We start from the raw sequence: 21,513 nt of genomic DNA, 5'->3' as shown, positions 1-21,513 counted from the left end.
AGCGAGGGTCGGAAAAAATTGCCGACCAGTCCTTGCACGGCGGTGGATAACAGCGTCAACAATCTTGTCGCTTGCGCACGTTGCAGCTAGCGCAAAAACAAATCAGAAAAACCAATCGACTAGGCAAAAACGGCAAAGCAAAACGGGAGGCCGCGTTGATTGCATCGGATCTTCGCAGCGGCGTCGAGCGCCTCGGCGACATGATCGCCGAAGCCAAACGGATCGTGCCGTTCACCGGCGCCGGCATCTCGACCGAATGCGGCATCCCCGACTTCCGCTCGCCGGGCGGAATTTGGACGCGCAACCGCCCGATCCCGTTCGACGAGTTCGTCGCCAACCAGGACGCGCGCGACGAATCCTGGCGCCGGCGCTTCGCGATGGAGGAGGTTTTTGCAGCGGCCAAGCCCGGCCGCGGTCATCGCGCGCTCGCCTCGCTCTACCGCGCCGGCAAGGTTCCCGCGATCATCACTCAGAACATCGACAATCTGCACCAGGCCTCCGGCGTCGCGAGCGATCACGTGATCGAACTTCACGGCAACACCACGTATGCGCGCTGCATCGGATGCGGGCAGGCCTATCCGCTTGATTGGGTGAAGCGCCGCTTCGAGGAGGAGGGCGCCGCGCCCAACTGTACCGTATGCGACGAGCCGGTGAAGACCGCCACGATCTCCTTCGGCCAGATGATGCCCGAGGACGAAATGCAGCGCGCGACCGCGCTGTCGCAAGCCTGCGACCTCTTCATCGCGATCGGTTCCTCGCTGGTGGTATGGCCGGCCGCGGGCTTTCCGATGATGGCGAAGGAATCAGGTGCGCGCCTGGTGATCGTCAATCGCGAGCCGACGGAGCAGGACGACATCGCCGACCTCGTGATCCGCCACGACATCGGCGAAACGCTCGGGCCCTTTGTCGCTAATTGAGGCAGCAATTTGATTCGCGGCTGTGCAAGCTGTTCATAGGTTCCGCCGAATCTCTTTTTTGTCTATGCGTCGCAACCGGGAGTGTTATCTTTTGAGTCGAAAGATTCGCGTCGCGTCGAGTTGAGAAGATTCTCTAAAGACGCGTGATTCGGCGCCGCCATTCAGGCGGGTTGCATGGCATGTGTGGGGTCCGGGGTTATGGGGTCGTCGGACGGATTTGAGTCCAAGAAGGTCGGAGTTCCCGCCGTGGGCGAACACGGCGGTGGCGGTCGCGACAGCGCTCTCAGTCCGTTCACCGGACTTGGTGAGAGCAGCGCCAACCTCGTCGAGGTTCATGGCGTCATCAAATGGTTCGATGCCTCTAAGGGCTACGGCTTCATCGTTCCCGACAATGGCTGGCCCGACGTGCTCCTGCACGTTACAGTGCTTAGGCGCGACGGCTTCCAGACCGCCTACGAAGGCGCCCGCATCGTCGTCGAGTGCATCCAGCGGGCCAAGGGCTACCAAGCGTTTCGGGTCGTCTCGATGGACGAATCGACTGCGATCCATCCGGCGCAGATGCTGCCGCCGCGCACCCATGTCACGGTGACGGCGACCAGCGGGCTGGAGCGGGCCCAGGTCAAATGGTTCAATCGGCTGCGCGGTTTCGGCTTCCTCACCTGCGGCGAGGGCACGCCCGACATCTTCGTGCACATGGAGACGCTGCGCCGCTTCGGCATGACCGAGTTGCGGCCCGGCCAGTATGTCCTGGTCCGCTTCGGGCCCGGCTCCAAGGGCATGATGGCGGCCGAGATCCATCCCGAGACGGGATCGCCGGTCTCGTCCCACTGATCCATTTCCCGCGATCGTGAGCAGGAGTGCGCTGGCTGGCCGGCGCGCCTCTGGCTTTTCCGGAGGCTGCCGCGTAAGGACTGGTCCAGTCCCACGCCTCGAGTGCCATTCATGAATTTCGATCGAAAGGCCGTCTTCGCGGTTGCGAAGGGCTGGCTTGCCGCCATCCTCGTCATCGCCAGTTCTGCCGTTGCGAGCGCGCCCGTCCGCGCCGCCAGCTTCCAGCCGCTCGAGATCGTCACCAGGAACGGCGTGCAGGTGTTCTCGGTCGAGATCGCGACGACCGAGGAGGAGAAGCAGACCGGCCTGATGTACCGTAAGGAACTGGCGGACGGAAAAGGCATGCTGTTCGACTTCAATCCCGAGCAGGAGGTGTCGATGTGGATGAAGAACACCTACGTCTCGCTCGACATGATCTTCATTCGCGCCGACGGCCGCATCCTGCGCATCGCCGAAAATACCGAGCCGATGTCGACAAAGATCATCTCATCCAGGGGGCCCGCGCGGGCCGTTCTGGAGGTGGTGGCGGGAACGGCGCAGAAATATGGAATCCGCGCCGGCGACCGCGTCGGCCACCCGCTGTTCGGCAGCAAGTAGGCGGGAAGGGAGCTATTGCTCCCGTCCTGGCGGTCTCTTGGGAAGCTTGCTGGCGCCTTTGGAAGGCTTGCTGGCGCTTTGGGAAGCGTGTATCGACGGGGCTCGCCGGACATTCGGGGTATAGCGCAGCCTGGTAGCGCGGCAGTTTTGGGTACTGCAGGTCGTTGGTTCGAATCCAGCTGCCCCGACCAGTCCGGAGTTGGGTCAGAACCGCACCAGAGAACAACAGCCATTCGGCGAGGCGCGAGAAGATCCAGGCGAGAGCGCAAGCAGCCGAGCATGGCGCGCGTTCAGTGTCGATGCCCGGAGCTGCCAAAAGTCTTCCTAAACCCTCGGCCCTCATTCTCTGCGCAACGCGACTTCCGCGCGATTTTTCAAGGCATTGGGCGGGTCGGGCGGCGCGGAAATCGTAAAACTTTGTCGAACCTTTAGGCGTCGCCCTAGACATATAGGTGTTGGGGGATTTCAGCGCCCAATGCCTAACGGACGCCGCCAAGCGATGATATTCCGCTTGCGCGGCGTTGCGCTTTTCCAACCATCAGTTCGTCGCGTACCAGCCGAACGGAAACGGCAGGAATGGCCAGGCCAGCTGATTGTCGTTGGCGGCCTTCCGCGGCTCTTGCTCCGGCGTCTTCGCGAGCGGCGCAGGCGGCGTCGATCGCAGCGCCAAGCGCAGACATGCACATTGCAAATTCATCGTGGTGGCCCCGCCCATCAATAGTTTTCAAAAATTCGCGTCAGCCCGGAAATAACCGCGCGCCCTCAAAAAAATGACGCGCTCATTCTCAAATCGTACACAGTCTAGGAAAATCGGCGACCGCTTTCAACCGGTCTTGCCGCGCGCTCACAGGAAGTAAGGTTGATCGGTTAGGTTAAGGGCGAGCGGTTGTTGCGGCCGCCTTAGTGGCTGTTATCAGATCGGTCCGGCTCGCGATGGGCTGCCTGAAACTCGTGCTCACACGACATCACAGTTCGTCGCAGCGCTCGTATCCTGTGAGTTCTGCATCATGTCTTTCGATCGCGACGTCCGAACCATCGGTCCGCAGGCGAGCTGGACCGAGATCTGGCACCTCTGGACGGTGCTCGTGCCGCGCCGCTCGATCAACGGGCAGCTCGTTTACGGCAAGGTCTGGCGCCGCCACGATGGCCGCGACTGGATCTACAAGAAGTTCACCGAGTACGACAGCGAAGCGGCAGCCTGAAGCGGCGTCGCTGTCGTCCGGCGTGGTATCGCTGCTGCCCCTTCAAGCGGCCTTTGCGGCCGCAGGCTTGGGCGGCGGCGGCTTCAGCGGCTTGTCCTGCCTCTTCGACCAGGAGATGTAATAGGCCACCGTCGTCATGATCGCGATGCCGGCGACGCTGACGAAGATCTGCGCGAGCAGCGAGCCCGAGCTCATCGACAGCTCGAAATGACCGACGAAGGACAGGAACACGCCGACGCAGAACACGGCGAGCGACTGCTGGCCGCACACGATGATGGGGTCGAACCCTTTCCATTCCAGGCCCGGCCAGTCCTTCGGCACGAAGCGGATCACCAGGATCACGATCACGACGAAGTGGATGAAGCGGTAGGGCGCGAGGTTGGTCTTGTCGTTCGGGTTGAACGCCGAGAACAGCCATTCCGGGAACATGCCGCCGAGGGTCGGGAAGCGGCCAGCCATGGTCATGACCAGCGCGAACAGCATGTAACCGAGGCAGAGCCACAGCGTGGCCGGCGCGTTGATCAACGTCATCGAGCGCCGCGCGCCGCCCAGGGCGCACCAGGCTCCGAACACGAACAGCACCTGCCAGGCATACGGGTTGAAGTACCACTGTCCGGCCGGATAGGCGTTCAGGTTCAAACCGAAATGGCGCGCCGTCAGCCACAGCACGATGGACAGTGCCATCGTCAGGTCCGGCTTGCGCAGCATGAACCAGAGCACCGGCGGAAACAGCCCCATCAGCACGATGTAGAGTGGCAGCACGTCGAGATTGAGCGGCTTGAAGCGCAGGAACAGGCCCTGGCGCAGCGTCTCGGTGGCGTTGTCGACCAGGCCGGCGACGTTGAACTCGTTGATCATCTCGGAATCGCCGAAGCGCAGCGCCAGATAACTGATCGAGGCGATGTAGATCACGAACAGAATGATGTGGGCGACGTAGAGCTGCCAGACCCGCTTGGTCAGCCTCGTGGCGCCGACCAGGAAGCCGCGCTCAAGCATCATCCGTGCATAGACGAAGGAGGCGGTGTAGCCGGAGATGAAGACGAACAGATCGGCGGCGTCGGAAAAGCCGTAATTGCGGGTGGTGATCCAGTTCACCACGTTGTCGGGGATATGGTCGAGGAAGATCGCCCAGTTCGCAATGCCGCGAAACAGGTCGAGCCTGAGGTCACGGCCCTTCTCGGGGAGCGTGGCGTTGATATTCAGGAAGGACATGCGACGGGAGCTTTCGGAGGGGACGGACAGGGAGAGGTCAACGAAGCAGGGCCGCCAGGCGAGATCCCGGCGCGGAAGGCGGGTACGCAATTGTCACGATGCAGCATAATGATTATACCCATCGGCGAGGCATCCCGGGGGCCGGAATCACCGATCAGTTCCCAAAAGGTGTCTCTATACTATGCCCGCGGTTTCCACCAACTGCTACCGTGACGCATCGAAATCGAACGAAAAGACGAACAAGAGGCCCGGACCATCCATGACCGCACGCATTTTCAAGCCCGCCAAGAACGCGATGCAATCCGGCCGGTCGAAGACCAAGGAATGGCAGCTCGACTACGAGCCCGAGCAGCCGCGCGCGGTCGAGCCGCTGATGGGCTGGACCTCGTCCGGCGACATGAAGCAGCAGATCACGTTACGCTTCCACAGCAAGGAAGAGGCTGTCGCCTATTGCGAGCGCAAGGGTATCGCCTACCAGGTAATCGAGCCGAAGGAATCGGTGCGCCGGCCTGTCGCCTATTCCGACAATTTCTCGTTCCGCCGCGGCGAGCCCTGGACGCATTGAGGGCGGGCCGCGCGTCGAGACTCTCGTTATGCCTGGGCTTGCCGTCTTCGCTGAAGCTTCGCCGGCCCAACACCGAATGCCCGGCGAAGCCTTGGCGGAGCCGGGTCCCGGGCATCTACGTTTTTAGCCTCGGCGTGAAAGCCCGCGGCTGGCCGGGACAAGCTCAGGCAACCACGCGGGTTCTTCCCATCGTCCTGCCCTTGGCAGCCATTCCGCTCCGTGCTTCGCTGCCGCGCATAAGACGAGCATGACGAGGTGGGCTATGGCGGGGCGTGACCAGCTCGACGGCGTCGATCTGAAAATACTCTCCGAGTTGCAGCAGGACGGGCGGGTTCGCAACAACGAGCTAGCGCTCCGCGTCGGGGTGTCCGGGCCCAACTGCGTGAGGCGGCTGAAATCGCTGTTCAGCCGCGGCGTGATCCGGGCGGTGCGCGCCGTCATAGACGAGCGGCTGCTCGGCTACGAGGTGGTGTCGTTCGTCTCGATCCAGCTCGGCAGCCAGGCCCAGCCGGTGCTGGCCGCGTTCGAGAGCTCCATCGCCGCGATCCCGCGCATCCAGCAGTGCTGGCGGATTTCGGGAGACACCGACTATCTTCTCAAATGCGTGGCGCCGAGCGTCGAGAGCATGCGCCAGCAGCTCCTACATTTCGCCGCGATGCCGAACGTGAAGAACGTCCGCAGCTTCCCGGTGCTGGGCGTGGCGAAGGACGTACCGCTGCCGTTGCAGGAGATCGCGGCGGCAGGATAGTTCGGCGGCGACGGATCCCAAACGTGGCTCGCACAACGAGATCCGGAAATCGAAGGCGCGGGATGATTCCGTTATCGGGAAACAGGTTCGGATAAGACGGATAAAAAGATTAGTAACTCACCTAACTGTGACATGTGATTTGGGAAGTCCTGCAATGCGCCGAGACGTGATTGCCGGTTCCCGGCGCCGGCCTACATGCGAAGTGTGAACCTCAGCCTGCGTCGCATGCCGAGGCCTCTTTGTGGGACCCTGAAGCAGGAAAGACAACATGATCTCGACCTCGAAGACGTTCGTCGCATCCGCTGCGACGCTGTTTGCCTCTGCGTTTCTCATGATGACCGCGCCGGCTGCCCAGGCGGAAGACTACTGCATCACCAATGGCGCCCAGGCCGCGCACGGTTGCGGCTATCCGACGATGGAGGCCTGCCGGGCGGCGGCCGGCGGCATCGGCGGCTCGTGCTCGCAGAGCGGCGGCGCGAAGACTTCGACCGACGCGCTGGCCTTCCAGCCGAAGCAGACGCAGTCGCGCACCAAGCTCCGCCCGGGCGGGCAGACCAACTCGAACTGATCGGGACCGGTTTCGAAATGTTGCGGCCTCCGAGTTGGATCTCGGAGGCCGCAACAGCATGACAGGCCGCGCGTCAGCGATACCTGCCGCGAAACTCGCGAGGTGAGGCGCCGGCCCAGGTGCGGAAGGCGCGGGAAAAGCTTTTCTCGTTGCGGAAGCCGGCGATCTCCGCGATCCGCTTGATCGGGCTACGACCGCGCATCAGCTCCTGCTTGGCGAGCTCGAATTTTGCTTCTTCCTTGAGATCGCGCAGCGAGGTCGATTCCTCGCGCAGGCGCCGGTGCATGGTGCGGGTGGAGAGTGCCAGCTCGCTCGCGACATCCTCGGCTCCGAGACTGCGTCCGCGCGCATTGCGGAGCACGCGGCGAACGCGCTCGACCAGCAGCCGGTCGCGCCGATAGGGGAGCACGGTCAGCCGCAGCGCGCCCTTGAGCATGTTGTCGAGGTCCGCCGCGCTACGGGTGAGCGGCAACGACAGATAATGCTTGTCGAAGGTGATGGAAGCGCGGTCCGCATCGAAGCGGATGTTTCGGCAAAAGATGGTCGGATAGACCGAGACATGGCCGGGCTCGGGGTGCGGAAATTCCGCGGTGCGGAGCGCGATCCTGGAATCCACAGCCCAGCAGGAAAAGCCGAGGACATAGCGGAGCAGGGTGACCAGGCAGAATTCGCGCAAATGCCCGAGGTCACGCAGCTCGCGGATGGACACGACCGCGGTCTCCTCGCTGACGGCGAGATCGAGCAGCACGTCCTCGGTGAGCAGACGATGGTGCCGGCACCAGCGCTTGAGTGCGACCTCCAGCGTTGGGGCGGTGATCGAGGCGCGGCACAGCATGCCGTAGGTGCCGAAGGGCAGCCGCCGCGAGAACCAGCCGAGCGCCTCGTCATCGAGTTCGCGCATGGCATGGCCCGCCAGCGCCTCGAACTGGCCGGCCGTGACCCGCCCATCCGGAGAATTGACAAGGTCTGGCGTTACCTGACCCCGGCTCAGCGCCTCGGTCGGATCGCGGCCGTAGCGTTCGTAAGCGGCAACGACCCCGCGGACGAAGGCGGCTGGGGTCACGGCGCGGCGCGGGATTGCGGTTGCGACCTGAAAAGGCATCGGAAATCCTCTGGGAAAATCCTCGCCAAGTTTGGCGGAAAATGCAACCTTTTCGACGGCAGAAGGGCCCCGATGCCGCTAGGTTCGGTCCCCAAAAGACGGAGGAATCGCCTTGAATATCCCGAGCATCGATTTCGATCTGGGCGAAGACATCAGCATGCTGCGCGACACGCTGCGCGCCTTCGTGGAGGCGGAGATCGCCCCGCGTGCCGCCGATATCGAGAAAGCCAATCTATTCCCGGCGGACCTGTGGAAGCGCCTCGGCGACCTCGGCCTGCTCGGCATGACCGCGCCGGAGCAATATGGCGGCTCCAACATGGGCTATCTCGCCCATATCGTCGCGATGGAGGAGATTTCGCGCGGCTCGGCCGCGGTCGGGCTCTCCTACGGCGCCCACTCCAATCTCTGCGTCAACCAGATCCGCCGCAACGGCAATGATGCGCAGCGCGAGCGCTATCTGCCAAAACTGATCTCCGGCGAATATGTCGGCGCGCTCGCGATGTCCGAGCCCGGCGCCGGCTCCGACGTCGTCTCGATGAAGCTGCGCGCCGACAAGCGCGGCGACCGCTACGTGCTCAACGGTTCGAAGATGTGGATCACCAATGGCGGCGATGCCGACGTGCTGGTGGTCTACGCCAAGACCGATCCGGAAGCGGGTCCGCGCGGCATGACCGCCTTCCTGGTCGAGAAGGGGGCCAAGGGCTTCAGCCATGGCCAGCATCTCGACAAGCTCGGCATGCGCGGCTCCAACACCTATCCGCTGTTCTTCGACGAATGCGAGGTGCCGGAGGAGAACGTGCTTGGCAAGGTCGGCGAGGGCGTCAAGGTGCTGATGTCCGGGCTCGACTATGAGCGTACGGTCCTCTCCGGCGGCCCGCTCGGGATCATGGCGGCCTGCATGGACGCGGTGGTGCCCTACATGCACGAGCGCAAGCAGTTCGGGCAGCCGATCGGCGACTTCCAGCTCATGCAGGGCAAGCTTGCCGACATGTACGCGACCTGGCAGGCCACGCGCGCCTATGTCTATGCAGTGGGCCGCGCCTGCGACCGCGCTGATCACGCGCGCAGCTTGCGCAAGGATGCCGCCGCTGCGATCCTCTATTCCGCCGAGAAGGCGACGTGGATGGCCGGCGAGGCGATCCAGGCGCTTGGCGGCGTCGGCTACACATCCGAATTTCCGGTCGGACGTCTGTGGCGCGATGCAAAGCTCTACGAGATCGGCGCCGGCACCTCCGAGGTCCGGCGCATGCTGATCGGGCGCGAATTGATGGCCGAGACGGCTTAAAACCTTCACGCAATTGGATCCAACATGCCGCTCCATTCCAGCATCGATATGTCTTCGTCGGACTTTGCGCGCAATTCCGAGGCCATGCGCACCCTCGTCGCGGATTTGCGCGAAAAGCTGAGCCAGGTCGCCGGCGGCGGCGGCGAGGTCTCGCGCAACCGACATACGTCGCGCGGCAAGATGCTGGCGCGCGAGCGGGTCGACCTGCTGGTCGATCCCGGCACCGCGTTCATGGAGCTGTCGCCGCTCGCGGCCTATGGCCTCCATGGAGGCGACGTGCATTCGGCCAGCGTCGTCACCGGGGTCGGGCGCATCGCGGGCCGCGAATGCGTGATCGTCGCCAACGACGCCACCATCAAGGGCGGTACCTATTATCCCATGACCGTGAAGAAGCATTTGCGCGCGCAGGACGTGGCGCGGCAGAACAATCTTCCCTGCGTCTACATGGTGGATTCCGGCGGCGCCTTCCTGCCGCTGCAGGACGAGATATTTCCGGACGAGCGTCACTTTGGCCGCATCTTCTACAACCAGGCCCAGATGTCCTCGCAAGGTATCCCGCAGATTGCCATCGTGATGGGGTCCTGCACGGCGGGCGGCGCCTATGTCCCCGCGATGTCGGACGAGAGCATCATCGTGCGCAATCAAGGCACCATTTTCCTCGGCGGGCCGCCGCTGGTGAAGGCGGCGACGGGCGAAGTGGTGACCGCCGAAGAACTCGGCGGCGCCGACGTGCATTCGCGGCAGTCGGGCGTGACCGATCATTACGCCCAGAACGATGCGCACGCGATCGGCATCGCCCGCCGCATCGTCGGCACGCTGAAGCCGTCCGTGCGACCGAACCTCAACATGCATCCGCCGCGTGATCCCTTGTTTGCGGCGGAGGAGATCTACGGCGTGGTGCCCGTCGATGGGCGCAAGCCGTTCGACGTGCGCGACATCATCGCGCGCGTGGTCGACGGCTCCGAATTCGACGAGTTCAAGAAGCTTTACGGCACGACGCTGGTCTGCGGCTTCGCCCACATCTGGGGTTTTCCGGTCGGCATCATCGCTAACAACGGCATCCTGTTCAGCGAGAGCTCGCTGAAGGGGGCGCATTTCATCGAGCTGTGCTGCCAGCGCGGCATTCCGCTGGTGTTCCTGCAGAACATCACGGGCTTCATGGTCGGCAAGAAATACGAAGCCGGCGGCATCGCGCGGGATGGCGCCAAGCTGGTGACGGCGGTCGCGACAGCGTCGGTGCCGAAATTCACCGTCGTGATCGGCGGCTCCTACGGCGCCGGCAATTACGGCATGTGCGGTCGCGCCTATTCACCGCGCTTCCTGTGGATGTGGCCGAACGCGCGCATCTCGGTGATGGGCGGCGAGCAGGCCTCGATGGTGCTGAGCCAGGTCCGCCGCGACAATATCGAAGCCAAGGGCGATAGCTGGTCGAAAGAAGACGAGGAGACATTCCGCAGCCCGATCCGCGCGCAATATGAGAGCCAGGGGCATCCATACTATGCGACCGCGCGGCTGTGGGATGACGGCGTGATCGACCCGGCCGATACAAGGCTGGTGCTCGGCCTCGGCCTCTCGGCGGCGTCGAATGCGCCGATCGAACCGACGAAATTCGGCCTGTTCAGGATGTGATGCGATGGACCGCTCAAAGCTCTACCGTCGTTTTCGCACGCTCCTGATCGCCAACCGCGGCGAGATCGCCTGCCGCGTGATCCGCACCGGGCGCGCCATGGGCCTGCGCACGGTCGCGGTCTATTCCGAGGCGGACCGCGGTGCGATGCATGTCGCGCTCGCCGACGAGGCCGTGCTGCTCGGGCCCGCACGCGCCCGCGACAGCTATCTCAATGCCGAGCGGCTGATCGAGGCCGCGCGCAAGACCGGCGCGGAGGCGATCCATCCCGGCTACGGCTTCCTGTCGGAGAATGCCGAATTCGCCCAGGCGTGCTTCGATGCGGGACTGGTCTTCGTCGGCCCGACCGCCGGGATGATGACGGCGATGGGCTCGAAGTCCGGCTCCAAGGCGCTGATGGAGAAGGCCGGCGTGCCGCTGGTGCCCGGCTATCACGGCGAGGCCCAGGACGAGGCGACCTTGGCGAAGGCGGCCGAGAAGGTCGGTTTTCCCATTCTCGTGAAGGCGTCCGCCGGCGGCGGCGGCCGTGGTATGCGCATCGTGCGCTCGGCGGAGGAGCTCGCGCCTGCGATCGTTAGCGCCAAGCGCGAGGCCAAGGCCGCGTTCGGCGACGACCGCATGCTGATCGAAAAATACGTCGACAATCCCCGGCATATCGAGGTGCAGATCATCGGCGACAGCCACGGCAATCTGCTGTCGCTGTTCGAGCGCGAATGCACGCTGCAGCGCCGCCACCAGAAGGTAATCGAGGAGGCGCCGTCGCCGACCCTCAATCCAGCCCAGCGTGAGACGGTCTGCGCCGCCGCGCGAAAAGCGGCGGGCGCGGTGAACTATGTCGGCGCCGGCACAATCGAGTTCGTCTCCGACGGCAAGGACGTGTTCTTCATCGAGATGAACACCCGCCTCCAGGTCGAGCATCCCGTGACCGAGCTGATCACCGGGATCGACCTCGTCGAGTGGCAGCTCCGGGTCGCCTTCGGCGAGGCGCTGCCGCTCAAACAAGATGAGATCAAGCTCAACGGCCATGCCGTCGAGGCTCGGGTCTACGCGGAGAACCCGACCAAGAACTTCATGCCGTCAGTTGGAAAGATTTCGACCTGGCGGTTGCCCGCGGAAACCGGCGGTCTGCGCATCGACGCGGGCTATCGCGAGGGCGATGCCGTCTCGCCGTACTACGATGCAATGCTGGCAAAGATGATCGCCTGGGCACCGACGCGGGATGTCGCGATCGAGCGGCTGAATCGCGGGCTTGAGGATTCAGACGTTCGCGGCATCGTCACCAACATCCCGTTCCTCTCCGCTCTGATCACGCATCCGAAGGTGCGGGCGAATGCGATCGACACCGGCTTCATCGAGCGCGAGCTGGCAGTCCTGACGCAGGCTCCGCCGGCGCCAGGCGAGCTCGAGCTGTGTGCCGCGGTGGCTGCGATCGTCAATGATGAGCGGCAGGCCGCGCAAGGCGAGGCGAGCTCGCCCTGGCAGACCTTTGGCTGGATGCAGGTCGGCCGCCGCCAGCGCAACTTTGCCTTTCGCGTTGGCCACGGGCCGGAGCAGAAGGTTGTGCTGAACTACGGCAGCGGCCCGTCCACACTGGTGATCGGCGAACGCGAGTTGGCGTTCACGATCGCGGCGAAGGGCGGCGGCTTCGACCTGACCCTCGACGGCGTCAAATCGTCGGTCGCGGCCGTGATCGATCGCCATGAGCTGTATTTGCGCACGCGCAACGGCCGCTTCGATCTGCACTGGGTCGATCCGTTCGGCGGCGAGATGGAGGAGCAGGCCGGCGCGGACAAGATCGCGGCGCCGTTGCCGGGCACCGTCGTCGCCGTGCTGGCGGAGGAGGGTGCCAACCTCGAGAAGGGCGCGCCGATCCTCACCCTGGAAGTGATGAAGATGGAGCAGACGCTGCGGGCGCCCTATGCCGGCGTGCTGAAGTCCATCAAGTGCAAGGTCGGCGACATCGTCCAGGAGGGCGTCGAGCTCGCCGTGGTCGAGCCTTCCGGAGAATGAGATGAGCGATCAGGTCCGCATCATCGAAATGGGGCCGCGCGACGGCTTGCAGAACGAGAAGACGGCGGTCAGCGTCGAGGCCCGCATCGCCTTCATCGAGGCGCTGGTTGCCGCCGGCCTCAATACAGTCGAGGTCGGCGCCTTCGTCTCGCCCAAGGCGATCCCGCAGATGGCGAGCTCGGAGGCTGTGCTGCGCGGCGTCAGCCACCTGACCGGCGCCGAATTCCACGTGCTGGTGCCGAACGAGAAGGGCTATGACGCCGCGCGCGCCGCGGGCGCGAAGGTGGTCTCCGTGTTCGCCGCGGCCTCCGAGGGCTTTTCGCGGGCCAACATCAATTGCACGGTCGCCGAATCCATCGAGCGGTTTAGGCCCGTGCTGGCGCGCGCCAAGGCCGATGGTGTCATGGTCCGCGGCTATGTCTCCTGCGTGCTGGGCTGTCCGTTCGACGGCGAGATCAAGCCGAAGGCGGTGGCCGATCTCGCCACCACGCTGTGGGAGCTCGGCTGCTACGAAATCTCGCTCGGCGACACCATCGGGGTAGGCACGCCGGCCAAAGCCAAAGAGATGCTGCGGGCGGTCAGCGCCAACATCCCTCCCGCCAACCTCGCGATGCATTTTCACGACACCTACGGCCAGGCGCTCGCCAATCTCTATGCCGGCCTGGAGGAGGGTGTCCGTGTCATCGATGCCGCCGCCGGCGGCCTCGGCGGCTGCCCCTACGCGCCGGGCGCGACCGGCAATGTCGCGACCGAGGACGTCGTCTACATGCTCGAGGGCATGGGAATCAGGACCGGTGTCGATATGGACCGACTGCTGGCCGCCACGAATGAGATGAGCGGCGTGCTGGGCAAGTCGCCCGTGAGCCGCGTGGCGTCCGCGCTGAACGCCAGGCTGATGCGCGCCGCGATCTAGCTTACGCTGCCTTCAGCCCCACATCGGGCAGGCGCGGCCGGCTCTTTAGCGCCTTGGCCATCATCGCCTCGACCTCGGCCTTCTCCTGCGGCAGCAGCGCGAGGCGGGGCGGGCGCGTCAGCGCGGTGCCGCGGCCCATGATGTGCTCGCACAGCTTGATGCACTGGACGAGGTCCGGGCGCGCATCGAGATGCAAGAGCGGCATGAACCATTCGTAGAGCGGCATCGCCTCGGCAAAGCGCCCCGCCTTGGCCAGACGAAACAGCGTCTCGCCCTCGCGCGGGAAGGCATTGGACATGCCGGAGACCCACCCCACGGCGCCCATCGCGATGCTCTCGACGATGACGTCGTCGAGGCCGGCGAACAGCACGAAGCGATCGCCGACCATGTTCCTGGTGTCGATAAAGCGCCGAGTATCTCCGGAGGAATCCTTGAAGCAGACGACGGTCTCGACGTCGGCGAGCGTGGCCAGGATGTCGGGAGTGACGTCGTTCTTGTAGATCGGCGGGTTGTTGTAGAGCATCACCGGCAGGTCCGTCGCGGTGGCGACGGCACGGAAATGCGCGGCGGTCTCGTGCGGCTTGGACGAATAGACCAGGGCCGGCATCACCATCACGCCGTCGATGCCGACGCGCGCGGCCTCCTTCGCGGTTTCGACCGCGAAGGCCGTGGTGAATTCGGCGATGCCGCACAATACGGGGACGCGGCCGGCCGTGACGGACTTCGCGGTCTCCATGATCGCGACCTTCTCCTTGCGCTCCAGCGAGGTGTTCTCGCCGACCGAGCCGCAGACGATCAGGCCGGAGACGCCGTCACGGATCAGCCCGTCCATCACCTTCGCGGTCGCGGCGATGTCGAGCGAGAGATCGTCGTGGAATTGCGTGGTGACGGCCGGGAAGACGCCTTCCCAGGAAACGCGGCGGCTCATGGTTTGACTCCGAGTGGATTTTGCCGGCGGGAGGCTGGATCCGCCGGGTGTTTTGAAGGGGATGGCGGGTGGGATCAGAGCGTGGCGCCGACCTTGCGCAGCTCGGCGAGGACAGGTGCCTTGGGCAGCCAGATCTTGTCGAACTCGGCAATGACAGCTTCGGTATCGCCGGCTGGCACCTGGCGGATCGGGATCGGGGCGTTGCGGAAATTCTCGATCAGGGTGGGCTCGTTGGAGGCCAACTCGTCGATCTGCGCATCCAGCGTCGACTTGACGGTCTTGGCGATCAGCTCGCGGTCGGCGGCGGGGAGCGACTGCCAGACCCGGCCCGACACCACTGCGGCCATCGGCATGAAGACGGCGTTCATCTGCAGGATCACCTTCGATACCTTGTCGAAGCGCTGGTTCCAGGAGAATTCGAGGTCGGCTTCGAGGCCGTCGACCTGGCCGTTGGCCATCGCGTCGAACACCTGCGGCGTCGGAATCGGCGTCGGGGCTGCACCCAGCGATGAGTAGAAATCGCGATAGACCGGCGTCGGATTGATCCGCAGCTTCATGCCCTTGATGTCGGCGAGCGAAGTCAGATCCTTGGAGGAGAATACCGCCCGCATCCCGGTGATGCCCCAGCCTAGCCCGATCGTCCCGGTCTCCTGCGGCAGCACCTCGAACAGCTTGACCGCCGCCGGATGCCGCACGAATTTCGCGACCGCAGGGGTCGAGCGGACGATGTAAGGCGCGTTGATCGCAGCGATGTGCGGCACGCGCGAGCCGAGCTCGGCGGCCTGGATGAAGCCCATGTCAAGCGCGCCGGACTGCAATTGCTGCATCATCGCGGGCTCGTTGCCGAGTTGGCCGGAGTGGAACACGGTCAGGGTCAGGCGGCCGTTGGTAGCGGCTTTGAGGTCTTCGCCGAATTTGAGCGCAGCCTTGTTCCAGGAATGGCCGTTCGGCGTGATCAGGCCGAGGCGGAATTCCTTGGCCTGCGCGAGCGCCAGCGACGGCGCAAACACCGATGCGGCGGCGCTGGCTGCGAGAAAGCGGCGGCGTGATAGCGGCATGGTCGGGCTTCCTTTTTGACGGGCCTATTTGATGAGGATCAGCGAGAGCGACGGATAGAGCGAGAGCAGCACCAGCAGGACGCAGGAGATGACGAAGAAGGGCAGCGTCACCATGAACATCTTGCCGGGCTTGGCGCCGGTGACGGCGGCCGCGACGAAGAAGCAGAGCCCGACCGGCGGGGACAACAGGCCGAGAACCAGGTTGATCACCACCACGACGCCGAAATGCCGGGGATCGATGTGATAGACGTCGGTTGCGACCGGCAGCAGGATCGGCACCGTCATGATCAGGCCGGGAATGCCGTCGATCACTGTGCCGATCACCAGCAGGATGACGTTGCAGATCAGCATGAAGCTGATCGGGTCCTTGGCGGCCGTCTGGATCCAGGCGGCGGTTTCCTGCGGCACCTTGCCGAAGATCAGCACCCAGGAGAACACCGCCGCGGCGGCCACCAGGAACAGCACGATCGCCGCATAGATCGCGCTGCGCAGCATCATCTGCGGCAGCTGCGAGAATTCGAACTCCCTGGTCCAGAACTTTCCGACCAGGGCGGCGGCAACGGCGCCGACGGCGGCGGATTCCGTCGCGTTGGCGAGACCGCCGAGGATGGTGCCGACGATGACGATCGGGATCAGCAGGGTGGGCGAGGTCCGCAGGATCGTCGCCACGCGCTGCCGCGGCGTCTGATAGTCGGCGCGCGGATAGTTGTAGATGTAGCCCATCAGGGCGATGACGACGCAGAACATCACCGTGAGGATGACGCCCGGCACGATGCCGGCGATCAGCATGTCGCTGACCGAGACCTGCGCGAGCACGCTGTAGACCACGAACATCACCGACGGCGGGATGATCGGGCCGAGCATGCCGCCATAGGCGGTCAGTCCCGCCGCAAACGTCTTGTCGTAGCCCTTCTTCTCCATCTCCGGCACCATGATCTGGGCCATGATCGCGACCTGTGCGGTCGCCGATCCCAGGATCGAGGAGATGAACATGTTGGCGAGGATGTTGACGTAGGCGAGCCCGCCCTTGAGCGAGCCGACGAAGGCCATCGCCATGTCGACGATGCGCCGCGTGATGCCGCCGCCGTTCATGATCTCGCCGATCAGGATGAAGAGCGGAATGGCGATCAGGCCATAGCTGTCGACGCCTCCGAACAGCTGGAGCGGATAGGACTGGAACAGCACCGGATTGCCGGACGCCGCGATGTAAACCAGGCCGGCAAGGCACAGGCAGAGCCCGATCGGCACGCCGACCAGCATGATCGCGAGAAAGGCTGCCGACGTGATCATCAGTTGACCCCGTCGAGTTCGGAGAGCGCAAAGCCCTTCGGTTGCGTGCGCGGGACCAGCTCGAGGTCTTCCAGCAAATTGGCGAGGCCATGCACGGTCATCGACACCGCGAACATCGGCAGCGTCAGATAGAGCACCCAGGTCGGCCAGTTCAGCGTCTGGGTATGCTCCGTGTAGAGGAAATTGAAGGTCTGGGCCGCCAGCTTGCGCCCGTCGAAACCGGCGCGGGCAAGGCCAATCGGGTCCATCCAGAGCACGCAGGTGACGATCAGGGCGAGGCCGAACACGACGACGAGGCCGATCGAGATCACCTTCGCGATCTTCTGGGCGCGGCGCGAAAGACGTTCCGTCAGCATCGTCACCGCGAAATCGAGCCGCAGCCGCGTCATCGCGGACGCCCCGATGAAGGTCAGCCAGACCACGCAATAGACCGCGGATTCGTCGATCCAGTAGATCGGAAAATGCGAGTAGCGGGTGACGACGTTGACCAGGATCAGGCCGGTGAGCAGGTACATCAGGCCCATCAATGCGATGCGCTCGACAGCGAGCAGGGCGCTGGAAGCGCGGACGATCATGCGTCGAACGCTGAACGCGCGCGTGGCCGGCATCGTCTGCTCGATCATGAAGAGGCCCCATTGCCCGCAAGATTTGTCGTGCGATGGCCGAATGTATAATTTATACATTTTGGCTGTCAAATGGAATTGCGGGCTGCCTCGAAGGCGTGCACGACCTTTTCGCGGGGGACGGGATGACATCAACATGCAAGACAGGGACCGTTCCGGCCGGCCGAGTCGGGAACGGACGGAATATCGGATGAAAGCGCCTCTGAAGCATCGCACCCTGTCGGCTGCGATCGTCGACCAACTCCGACAGGCAATCCTCGACGGGACCTATCCGGCCGGATCGCAACTGCGCCAGGATGCGCTTGGCGAGGCCTATGGCGTCAGCCGTATCCCCGTGCGCGAGGCGCTGTTTCAGCTCGAAGCGGAGGGCCTGGTGCGGATCGTTCCGCAGAAGGGCGCCATCGTCTCCGAGCTGTCACTGGACGAGATCAACGACGTCTTCGACCTGCGCCGGATCCTGGAGCCGCGGCTGCTAGCGCACTCGGCCCCCCGATTCACCGTGGAGGATTTCGCGGGGCTCGACGACATCCACAAGAGCTTCGAGAAGGCGATCAAGGCCCGCAACGTCAGCGAATGGGGGCAGCTCAACGCCGACTTCCACATGGCGTTGTATGTCCATGCCCCGCAGCCCCGCACCCGGGCGATCGTGCTGTCACTGCTCCAGACCAGCGACCGCTATACGCGTCTCCAGCTCTCCAACACCAAGGCGATGGGGACCGCCGAGAAGGAGCACGCTCATCTGATCGCGCTCTGCCGCACGCAAAAGATCGAGGAGGCCTGCCGGTTTTTGGAGCGGCACATCGAAGCCGTGCGCAAGGATCTGTTGCAGGTGGTGGCGATCGCACCGCGGTCGCGGCGGAAAGAGAAATCGTAGGGTGGGTTAGCGAAGCGTAACCCACCTCTTTCTGACCGCATTGACGAGAAGAGGTGGATTACGCCTTCGGCTAATCCACCCTACGGGAGTTTTACCTGCTCCCGTCCGGGCCCATCACCAGATCCGGCAGCGCGGTCGAGATCTCCGGCACGAAGCACAGCAGCAGCACCGCGACCATCATCAGCAGCACGAACGGCAGCGTGCCCCAGATCACCTCGCGCAAGGGAATGTCGGGCGCGACGTTGCGGATGACGAAGATGTTGAGGCCGACGGGTGGATGGATCAGCCCCATCTCCATCACGATAGTCATGACGACGCCGAACCAGATGATGTCGAAGTTCGCCGCGCGAAGCGGCGGCAGGATGATCGGCGCGGTCATGAGAATAATCGAGACCGGCGGCAGGAAGAAGCCGAGCACGACGACCATGACGAGGATCGCGAACAAGAGGCCCCAGCGCGGCAGATGCATCGCGACGACGGATTCGGCCGCCGATTGCGAGATGTGCAGATAGCTCATCACGTAGGAGTAGAGCAGCGACATGCCGATGATCATCATCAGCATCGTCGATTCCCGGATCGTCGATTTCAGGATCGGGGCGAGGTCGCTCGGCCGCCACACGCTGTAGATCGCCGCAATCAATGCCAGCGCCAAGAGGCCGCCGAGGCCGGCGGTCTCCGACGGCGTGGCGTAGCCGCCATAGAGCGCGATCATGACGCCGGTGAGCAGCAGCACGAAGGGGATCACGCGCGGCAGCACGCTGAAGCGTTCCGCGAGCGTGTACTCGTCGCGGGCGAGGATCGCAGCTTCCGGGCCGCCGTTCTTGTAGATCGCTTCGGCCGCGGCATATTCCTGGCGGAAGCGGATCACGGCGTAGATGCCGAACAACGAGACCAGCAGCAGGCCGGGTCCAATGCCGGCGAGGAACAGCCGTCCCAGCGATTTTTCGGCGGCGACAGCAAACAGGATCATGGTGATCGACGGCGGCAGCAGGATGCCGAGCGTGCCGCCGGCGGCGATGATGCCGGCGGCAAAACCGCCGGAATAGCCGCGCTTGCGCATCTCGGGGATTCCGGCCGAGCCGATTGCCGAGCAGGTTGCGGGCGAGGAGCCCGCCATCGCCGCAAACAGCGCGCAGGCGAACACGTTGGCGACGCCGAGGCCGCCGGGGACGCGGTGCAGCCAGGCGTGCAGAGCCGAGTAGAGATCCTGGCCCGCGCGCGACTTGCCGATCGCGGCGCCCTTCAGGATGAAGAGCGGGATCGAAAGCAGCGTGATCGAGGCCATTTCCTCGTAGACGTTCTGCGTCACCGTATCGAGAGAGGCGGCGGGCATGTAGATGCCCATGAACACGACCGCGACCGCGCCGAGCGCGAACGCAATCGGCATGCCCGAAAACATCACGACCAGCGTCGCGATCCCGTACGCGAGGCCGATACCGAAAACGCTCATGAACGCCTGGCTCCAGCGAAAGGCAGCGCAAGCTGCACGAGGATCTGGACGCAGAGCAGGCTCATGCCGAACGCCATCAGCGAATAGGGGATCGCCAGCGGCGGCGACCACATCGAGTTCGAGACCTGGCCGTCGACATAGGCTTCATGCGCCAGCGTCCAGGACTTCCAGGCGAAGAAAGCGCAGAACAGAAGCGTCACGGCATCGACCAGCCAGAGCCTGATCCGGTTCGCCAGCGGCGAGAGCAGGCCGACGAAGGCCTCGATGCCGATGTGACCGCGGTTCTGCTGCACGTAGGCGGCAGTCATGAAGGTGGCGCCCACCAGCAGGAACACCGCCGCCTCGTCCTGCCAGTAATTGGCGGCCTTGAACAAAGCGCGGCTGAGCACGCTGTAGCTCAGGATGGCGCAGGCCGCGATCAGTGCGATCGCGGCGAACACGACGATGATGCTGTTGAGGATGGCGAGACCGCGATCGATCGCCGCCGCAAGGCCGGTCCTTGCGGCAGCGTTGGCCTGGTCGTCACGATCCGGAAGCGGACCGTGGCTCATGCGGCGACGTCGGTCGCGAGCTTGAGCAGGTTGGCCGAGGTCGCGGTCTTGGCGCCGTAGTCCTTCCATGCGGTGTCGCGGGCGATGTCACGCCACTTGCCGACGGTTGCGGCATCGAGCGCCGAGACCTTGGCGCCGGCCTTCTCGTAGACCTTGGCGACCTCGACGTCGTCGTCCTGCGCGCCCTTGCGGCCGAATGCTTCGAGCTCGGTGCCGACCGCGAGCAGGATGTCCTGCTGGTTCTTCGGCAGCTTGTCGAAGATCGCCTTCGACATCATCAGCGGCTCGAGCATGAACCAATAGGACGCGCCTGCGCCAGAGGTCAGCGATTTCGCGACTTCTTCAAGGCGGAACGAGATCAGGCTGGTCGAGGAGGTGATGCCGGCATCGCAGGCACCCGTCTGCATCGCTGCGTAGATTTCGTTTGAGGGCACCGACAGCACCGAGGCGCCGGCGGTCTGCAGCACCATGTCCATCTCGCGCGAGCCGCCGCGCACCTTGAGACCCTTGGCATCTTCGGGGGCCACGATCGGCTTGGAGCGGCTGGCGACGCCGCCGGCCTGCCACACCCAGCTGAGCAGGATGATGCCCTTGTCGGCGAGGAAGTCGGTCAACGCCTTGCCGACCGGCTCCTTCTTCCAGCGCATGCCCTGGTCGTAGGTGGTGACGAGGCCCGGCATCAGGCCGATATTGGTTTCCGGCAATTCGCCGCCGGCATAGGGCATCGGATAGAGGCTGATGTCGAGCGCGCCCTTACGCATCGCGGAGAACTGCGCGTTGGTCTTGATCAGCGAGGAGTTCGGATAGATCTCGGCGGCGATGTCGCCGTTGCTGCGCTTACTGACTTCGGCGGCGAACATGCGGCAGAGCCGGTCGCGGAAATCGCCCTTGTCGACGGTGCCGCCCGGGAACTGATGCGAGATCTTCAGCGTGGTCGCGGCATGCGCGGTGCCGGTGCCGAAACGGAGAATGGCGGGTGCGGCGACGGCAGTCGCGATCAGGTGGCGGCGCGTGAGCATGGTGTGATTCCCTTGGGCGGTTTTTTGAACGGTTCTTTGGAGGGTTCTTGTTTGCCGTGATTTTGGGTCGGTCTTCGAAACCGTGCTGAGGCCCATCCTAGCCGGTCTTTCAGACAATGTTCTCTAGTCTGATAGTTCGAGAC

General features: G+C 64.2%; 21 protein-coding genes and 1 tRNA gene. 13 read left to right on the top strand and 9 right to left on the bottom strand.

Annotation, left to right across the window (positions count from 1 at the left end):
- The first annotated feature begins 155 nt into the window (after positions 1-155).
- The 5 genes from AC0L27_RS03710 to AC0L27_RS03690 all read left to right on the top strand — a co-directional run bounded on the left by AC0L27_RS03710 (position 156) and on the right by AC0L27_RS03690 (position 3,547).
- The gene (locus tag AC0L27_RS03710; protein ID WP_354203557.1) at positions 156-917 is read left to right on the top strand and encodes an SIR2 family NAD-dependent protein deacylase; all 762 of its coding nucleotides are present in this window, start codon (positions 156-158) and stop codon (positions 915-917) included.
- Between the two features lie 198 nt (positions 918-1,115).
- Complete coding sequence (locus tag AC0L27_RS03705) at positions 1,116-1,748, top strand: cold-shock protein (protein WP_018457757.1); 633 nt, start codon at positions 1,116-1,118, stop codon at positions 1,746-1,748.
- A gap of 111 nt (positions 1,749-1,859) precedes the next feature.
- Positions 1,860-2,345: a DUF192 domain-containing protein gene (locus AC0L27_RS03700; RefSeq protein ID WP_354054630.1), complete on the top strand. Its 486-nt coding sequence runs from the start codon at positions 1,860-1,862 to the stop codon at positions 2,343-2,345.
- 114 nt (positions 2,346-2,459) lie between these two features.
- Positions 2,460-2,536 (top strand) — tRNA-Pro (locus tag AC0L27_RS03695).
- 816 nt (positions 2,537-3,352) lie between these two features.
- Positions 3,353-3,547, top strand: coding sequence for a hypothetical protein (locus tag AC0L27_RS03690; RefSeq protein WP_354203554.1), 195 nt, complete (start codon positions 3,353-3,355; stop codon positions 3,545-3,547).
- Positions 3,548-3,589: 42 nt separating this feature from the next.
- Here AC0L27_RS03690 and AC0L27_RS03685 read toward each other — a convergent pair whose 3' ends face one another.
- On the bottom strand, positions 3,590-4,759 hold the full coding sequence (locus tag AC0L27_RS03685; protein WP_354203552.1) for an OpgC domain-containing protein: 1,170 nt from the start codon (positions 4,757-4,759) through the stop codon (positions 3,590-3,592).
- 259 nt (positions 4,760-5,018) lie between these two features.
- Here AC0L27_RS03685 and AC0L27_RS03680 point away from each other — a divergent pair, with 259 nt between their 5' ends.
- The 3 genes from AC0L27_RS03680 (at position 5,019) to AC0L27_RS03670 (ending at position 6,640) form a co-directional block, all read left to right on the top strand.
- On the top strand, positions 5,019-5,324 hold the full coding sequence (locus AC0L27_RS03680; protein ID WP_247499210.1) for an ETC complex I subunit: 306 nt from the start codon (positions 5,019-5,021) through the stop codon (positions 5,322-5,324).
- Between the two features lie 262 nt (positions 5,325-5,586).
- Positions 5,587-6,072, top strand: coding sequence for an Lrp/AsnC family transcriptional regulator (locus tag AC0L27_RS03675; RefSeq protein WP_007591345.1), 486 nt, complete (start codon positions 5,587-5,589; stop codon positions 6,070-6,072).
- Between the two features lie 268 nt (positions 6,073-6,340).
- Entirely contained in the window at positions 6,341-6,640 is a 300-nt protein-coding gene (locus AC0L27_RS03670) for a DUF3551 domain-containing protein (protein WP_354203549.1), read from the top strand.
- A 73-nt stretch (positions 6,641-6,713) separates the two neighbouring features.
- On the opposite strand, the gene AC0L27_RS03665 is transcribed toward AC0L27_RS03670, so the two are convergent.
- Positions 6,714-7,742 carry an AraC family transcriptional regulator gene (locus AC0L27_RS03665; RefSeq protein WP_354203547.1) on the bottom strand — a complete coding sequence of 343 codons (1,029 nt, stop codon included), beginning with the start codon at positions 7,740-7,742 and terminating at the stop codon, positions 6,714-6,716.
- Between the two features lie 157 nt (positions 7,743-7,899).
- Between AC0L27_RS03665 and AC0L27_RS03660 the strand changes: the two genes are divergently transcribed.
- The 4 genes from AC0L27_RS03660 to AC0L27_RS03645 are packed head-to-tail and all read left to right on the top strand — an operon-like array spanning position 7,900 to position 13,577.
- Positions 7,900-9,027: an isovaleryl-CoA dehydrogenase gene (locus AC0L27_RS03660; RefSeq protein WP_473318217.1), complete on the top strand. Its 1,128-nt coding sequence runs from the start codon at positions 7,900-7,902 to the stop codon at positions 9,025-9,027.
- Positions 9,028-9,051: 24 nt separating this feature from the next.
- On the top strand, positions 9,052-10,656 hold the full coding sequence (locus AC0L27_RS03655; protein WP_354203543.1) for a carboxyl transferase domain-containing protein: 1,605 nt from the start codon (positions 9,052-9,054) through the stop codon (positions 10,654-10,656).
- A 4-nt stretch (positions 10,657-10,660) separates the two neighbouring features.
- Positions 10,661-12,664 carry an acetyl/propionyl/methylcrotonyl-CoA carboxylase subunit alpha gene (locus tag AC0L27_RS03650; protein ID WP_354203541.1) on the top strand — a complete coding sequence of 668 codons (2,004 nt, stop codon included), beginning with the start codon at positions 10,661-10,663 and terminating at the stop codon, positions 12,662-12,664.
- Position 12,665: 1 nt separating this feature from the next.
- Positions 12,666-13,577, top strand: a complete 912-nt coding sequence (locus AC0L27_RS03645; RefSeq protein WP_354203539.1) for a hydroxymethylglutaryl-CoA lyase — start codon at positions 12,666-12,668, stop codon at positions 13,575-13,577.
- A gap of 1 nt (position 13,578) precedes the next feature.
- Here the strand turns inward: AC0L27_RS03645 and AC0L27_RS03640 are convergent, their stop codons facing one another.
- From AC0L27_RS03640 to AC0L27_RS03625, 4 genes are all read right to left on the bottom strand, one after another.
- The gene (locus tag AC0L27_RS03640; RefSeq protein ID WP_354203537.1) at positions 13,579-14,505 is read right to left on the bottom strand and encodes a dihydrodipicolinate synthase family protein; all 927 of its coding nucleotides are present in this window, start codon (positions 14,503-14,505) and stop codon (positions 13,579-13,581) included.
- A 74-nt stretch (positions 14,506-14,579) separates the two neighbouring features.
- A complete protein-coding gene (locus AC0L27_RS03635) occupies positions 14,580-15,563 on the bottom strand; it encodes a TRAP transporter substrate-binding protein (RefSeq protein WP_354203535.1) in 984 nt (327 codons plus the stop codon).
- Positions 15,564-15,587: 24 nt separating this feature from the next.
- On the bottom strand, positions 15,588-16,853 hold the full coding sequence (locus AC0L27_RS03630) for a TRAP transporter large permease (RefSeq protein WP_354054606.1): 1,266 nt from the start codon (positions 16,851-16,853) through the stop codon (positions 15,588-15,590).
- On the bottom strand, positions 16,853-17,461 hold the full coding sequence (locus AC0L27_RS03625; RefSeq protein ID WP_354204533.1) for a TRAP transporter small permease: 609 nt from the start codon (positions 17,459-17,461) through the stop codon (positions 16,853-16,855). The genes AC0L27_RS03630 and AC0L27_RS03625 overlap by 1 nt, the downstream gene beginning before the upstream one ends.
- Positions 17,462-17,666: 205 nt before the next feature.
- Between AC0L27_RS03625 and AC0L27_RS03620 the strand changes: the two genes are divergently transcribed.
- Complete coding sequence (locus AC0L27_RS03620) at positions 17,667-18,350, top strand: GntR family transcriptional regulator (RefSeq protein ID WP_354203532.1); 684 nt, start codon at positions 17,667-17,669, stop codon at positions 18,348-18,350.
- 91 nt (positions 18,351-18,441) lie between these two features.
- Here the strand turns inward: AC0L27_RS03620 and AC0L27_RS03615 are convergent, their stop codons facing one another.
- From AC0L27_RS03615 to AC0L27_RS03605, 3 genes are read right to left on the bottom strand one after another with little or no spacing between them, the layout of a single operon-like run.
- Positions 18,442-19,800 carry a TRAP transporter large permease gene (locus tag AC0L27_RS03615; RefSeq protein WP_354203530.1) on the bottom strand — a complete coding sequence of 453 codons (1,359 nt, stop codon included), beginning with the start codon at positions 19,798-19,800 and terminating at the stop codon, positions 18,442-18,444.
- The gene (locus tag AC0L27_RS03610; protein WP_106943529.1) at positions 19,797-20,351 is read right to left on the bottom strand and encodes a TRAP transporter small permease; all 555 of its coding nucleotides are present in this window, start codon (positions 20,349-20,351) and stop codon (positions 19,797-19,799) included. The genes AC0L27_RS03615 and AC0L27_RS03610 overlap by 4 nt, the downstream gene beginning before the upstream one ends.
- Positions 20,348-21,370 (bottom strand): TRAP transporter substrate-binding protein, encoded by a 1,023-nt coding sequence (locus tag AC0L27_RS03605; RefSeq protein ID WP_354203526.1) that lies wholly within the window; start codon positions 21,368-21,370, stop codon positions 20,348-20,350. The genes AC0L27_RS03610 and AC0L27_RS03605 overlap by 4 nt, the downstream gene beginning before the upstream one ends.
- Positions 21,371-21,513: the final 143 nt, after the last annotated feature.

The sequence above is a fragment of the Bradyrhizobium sp. Ken51 genome (assembly GCF_055807435.1).
Note: the sequence above shows the minus strand (reverse complement) of the source record. Positions and strands in the feature narration are given on the sequence as shown.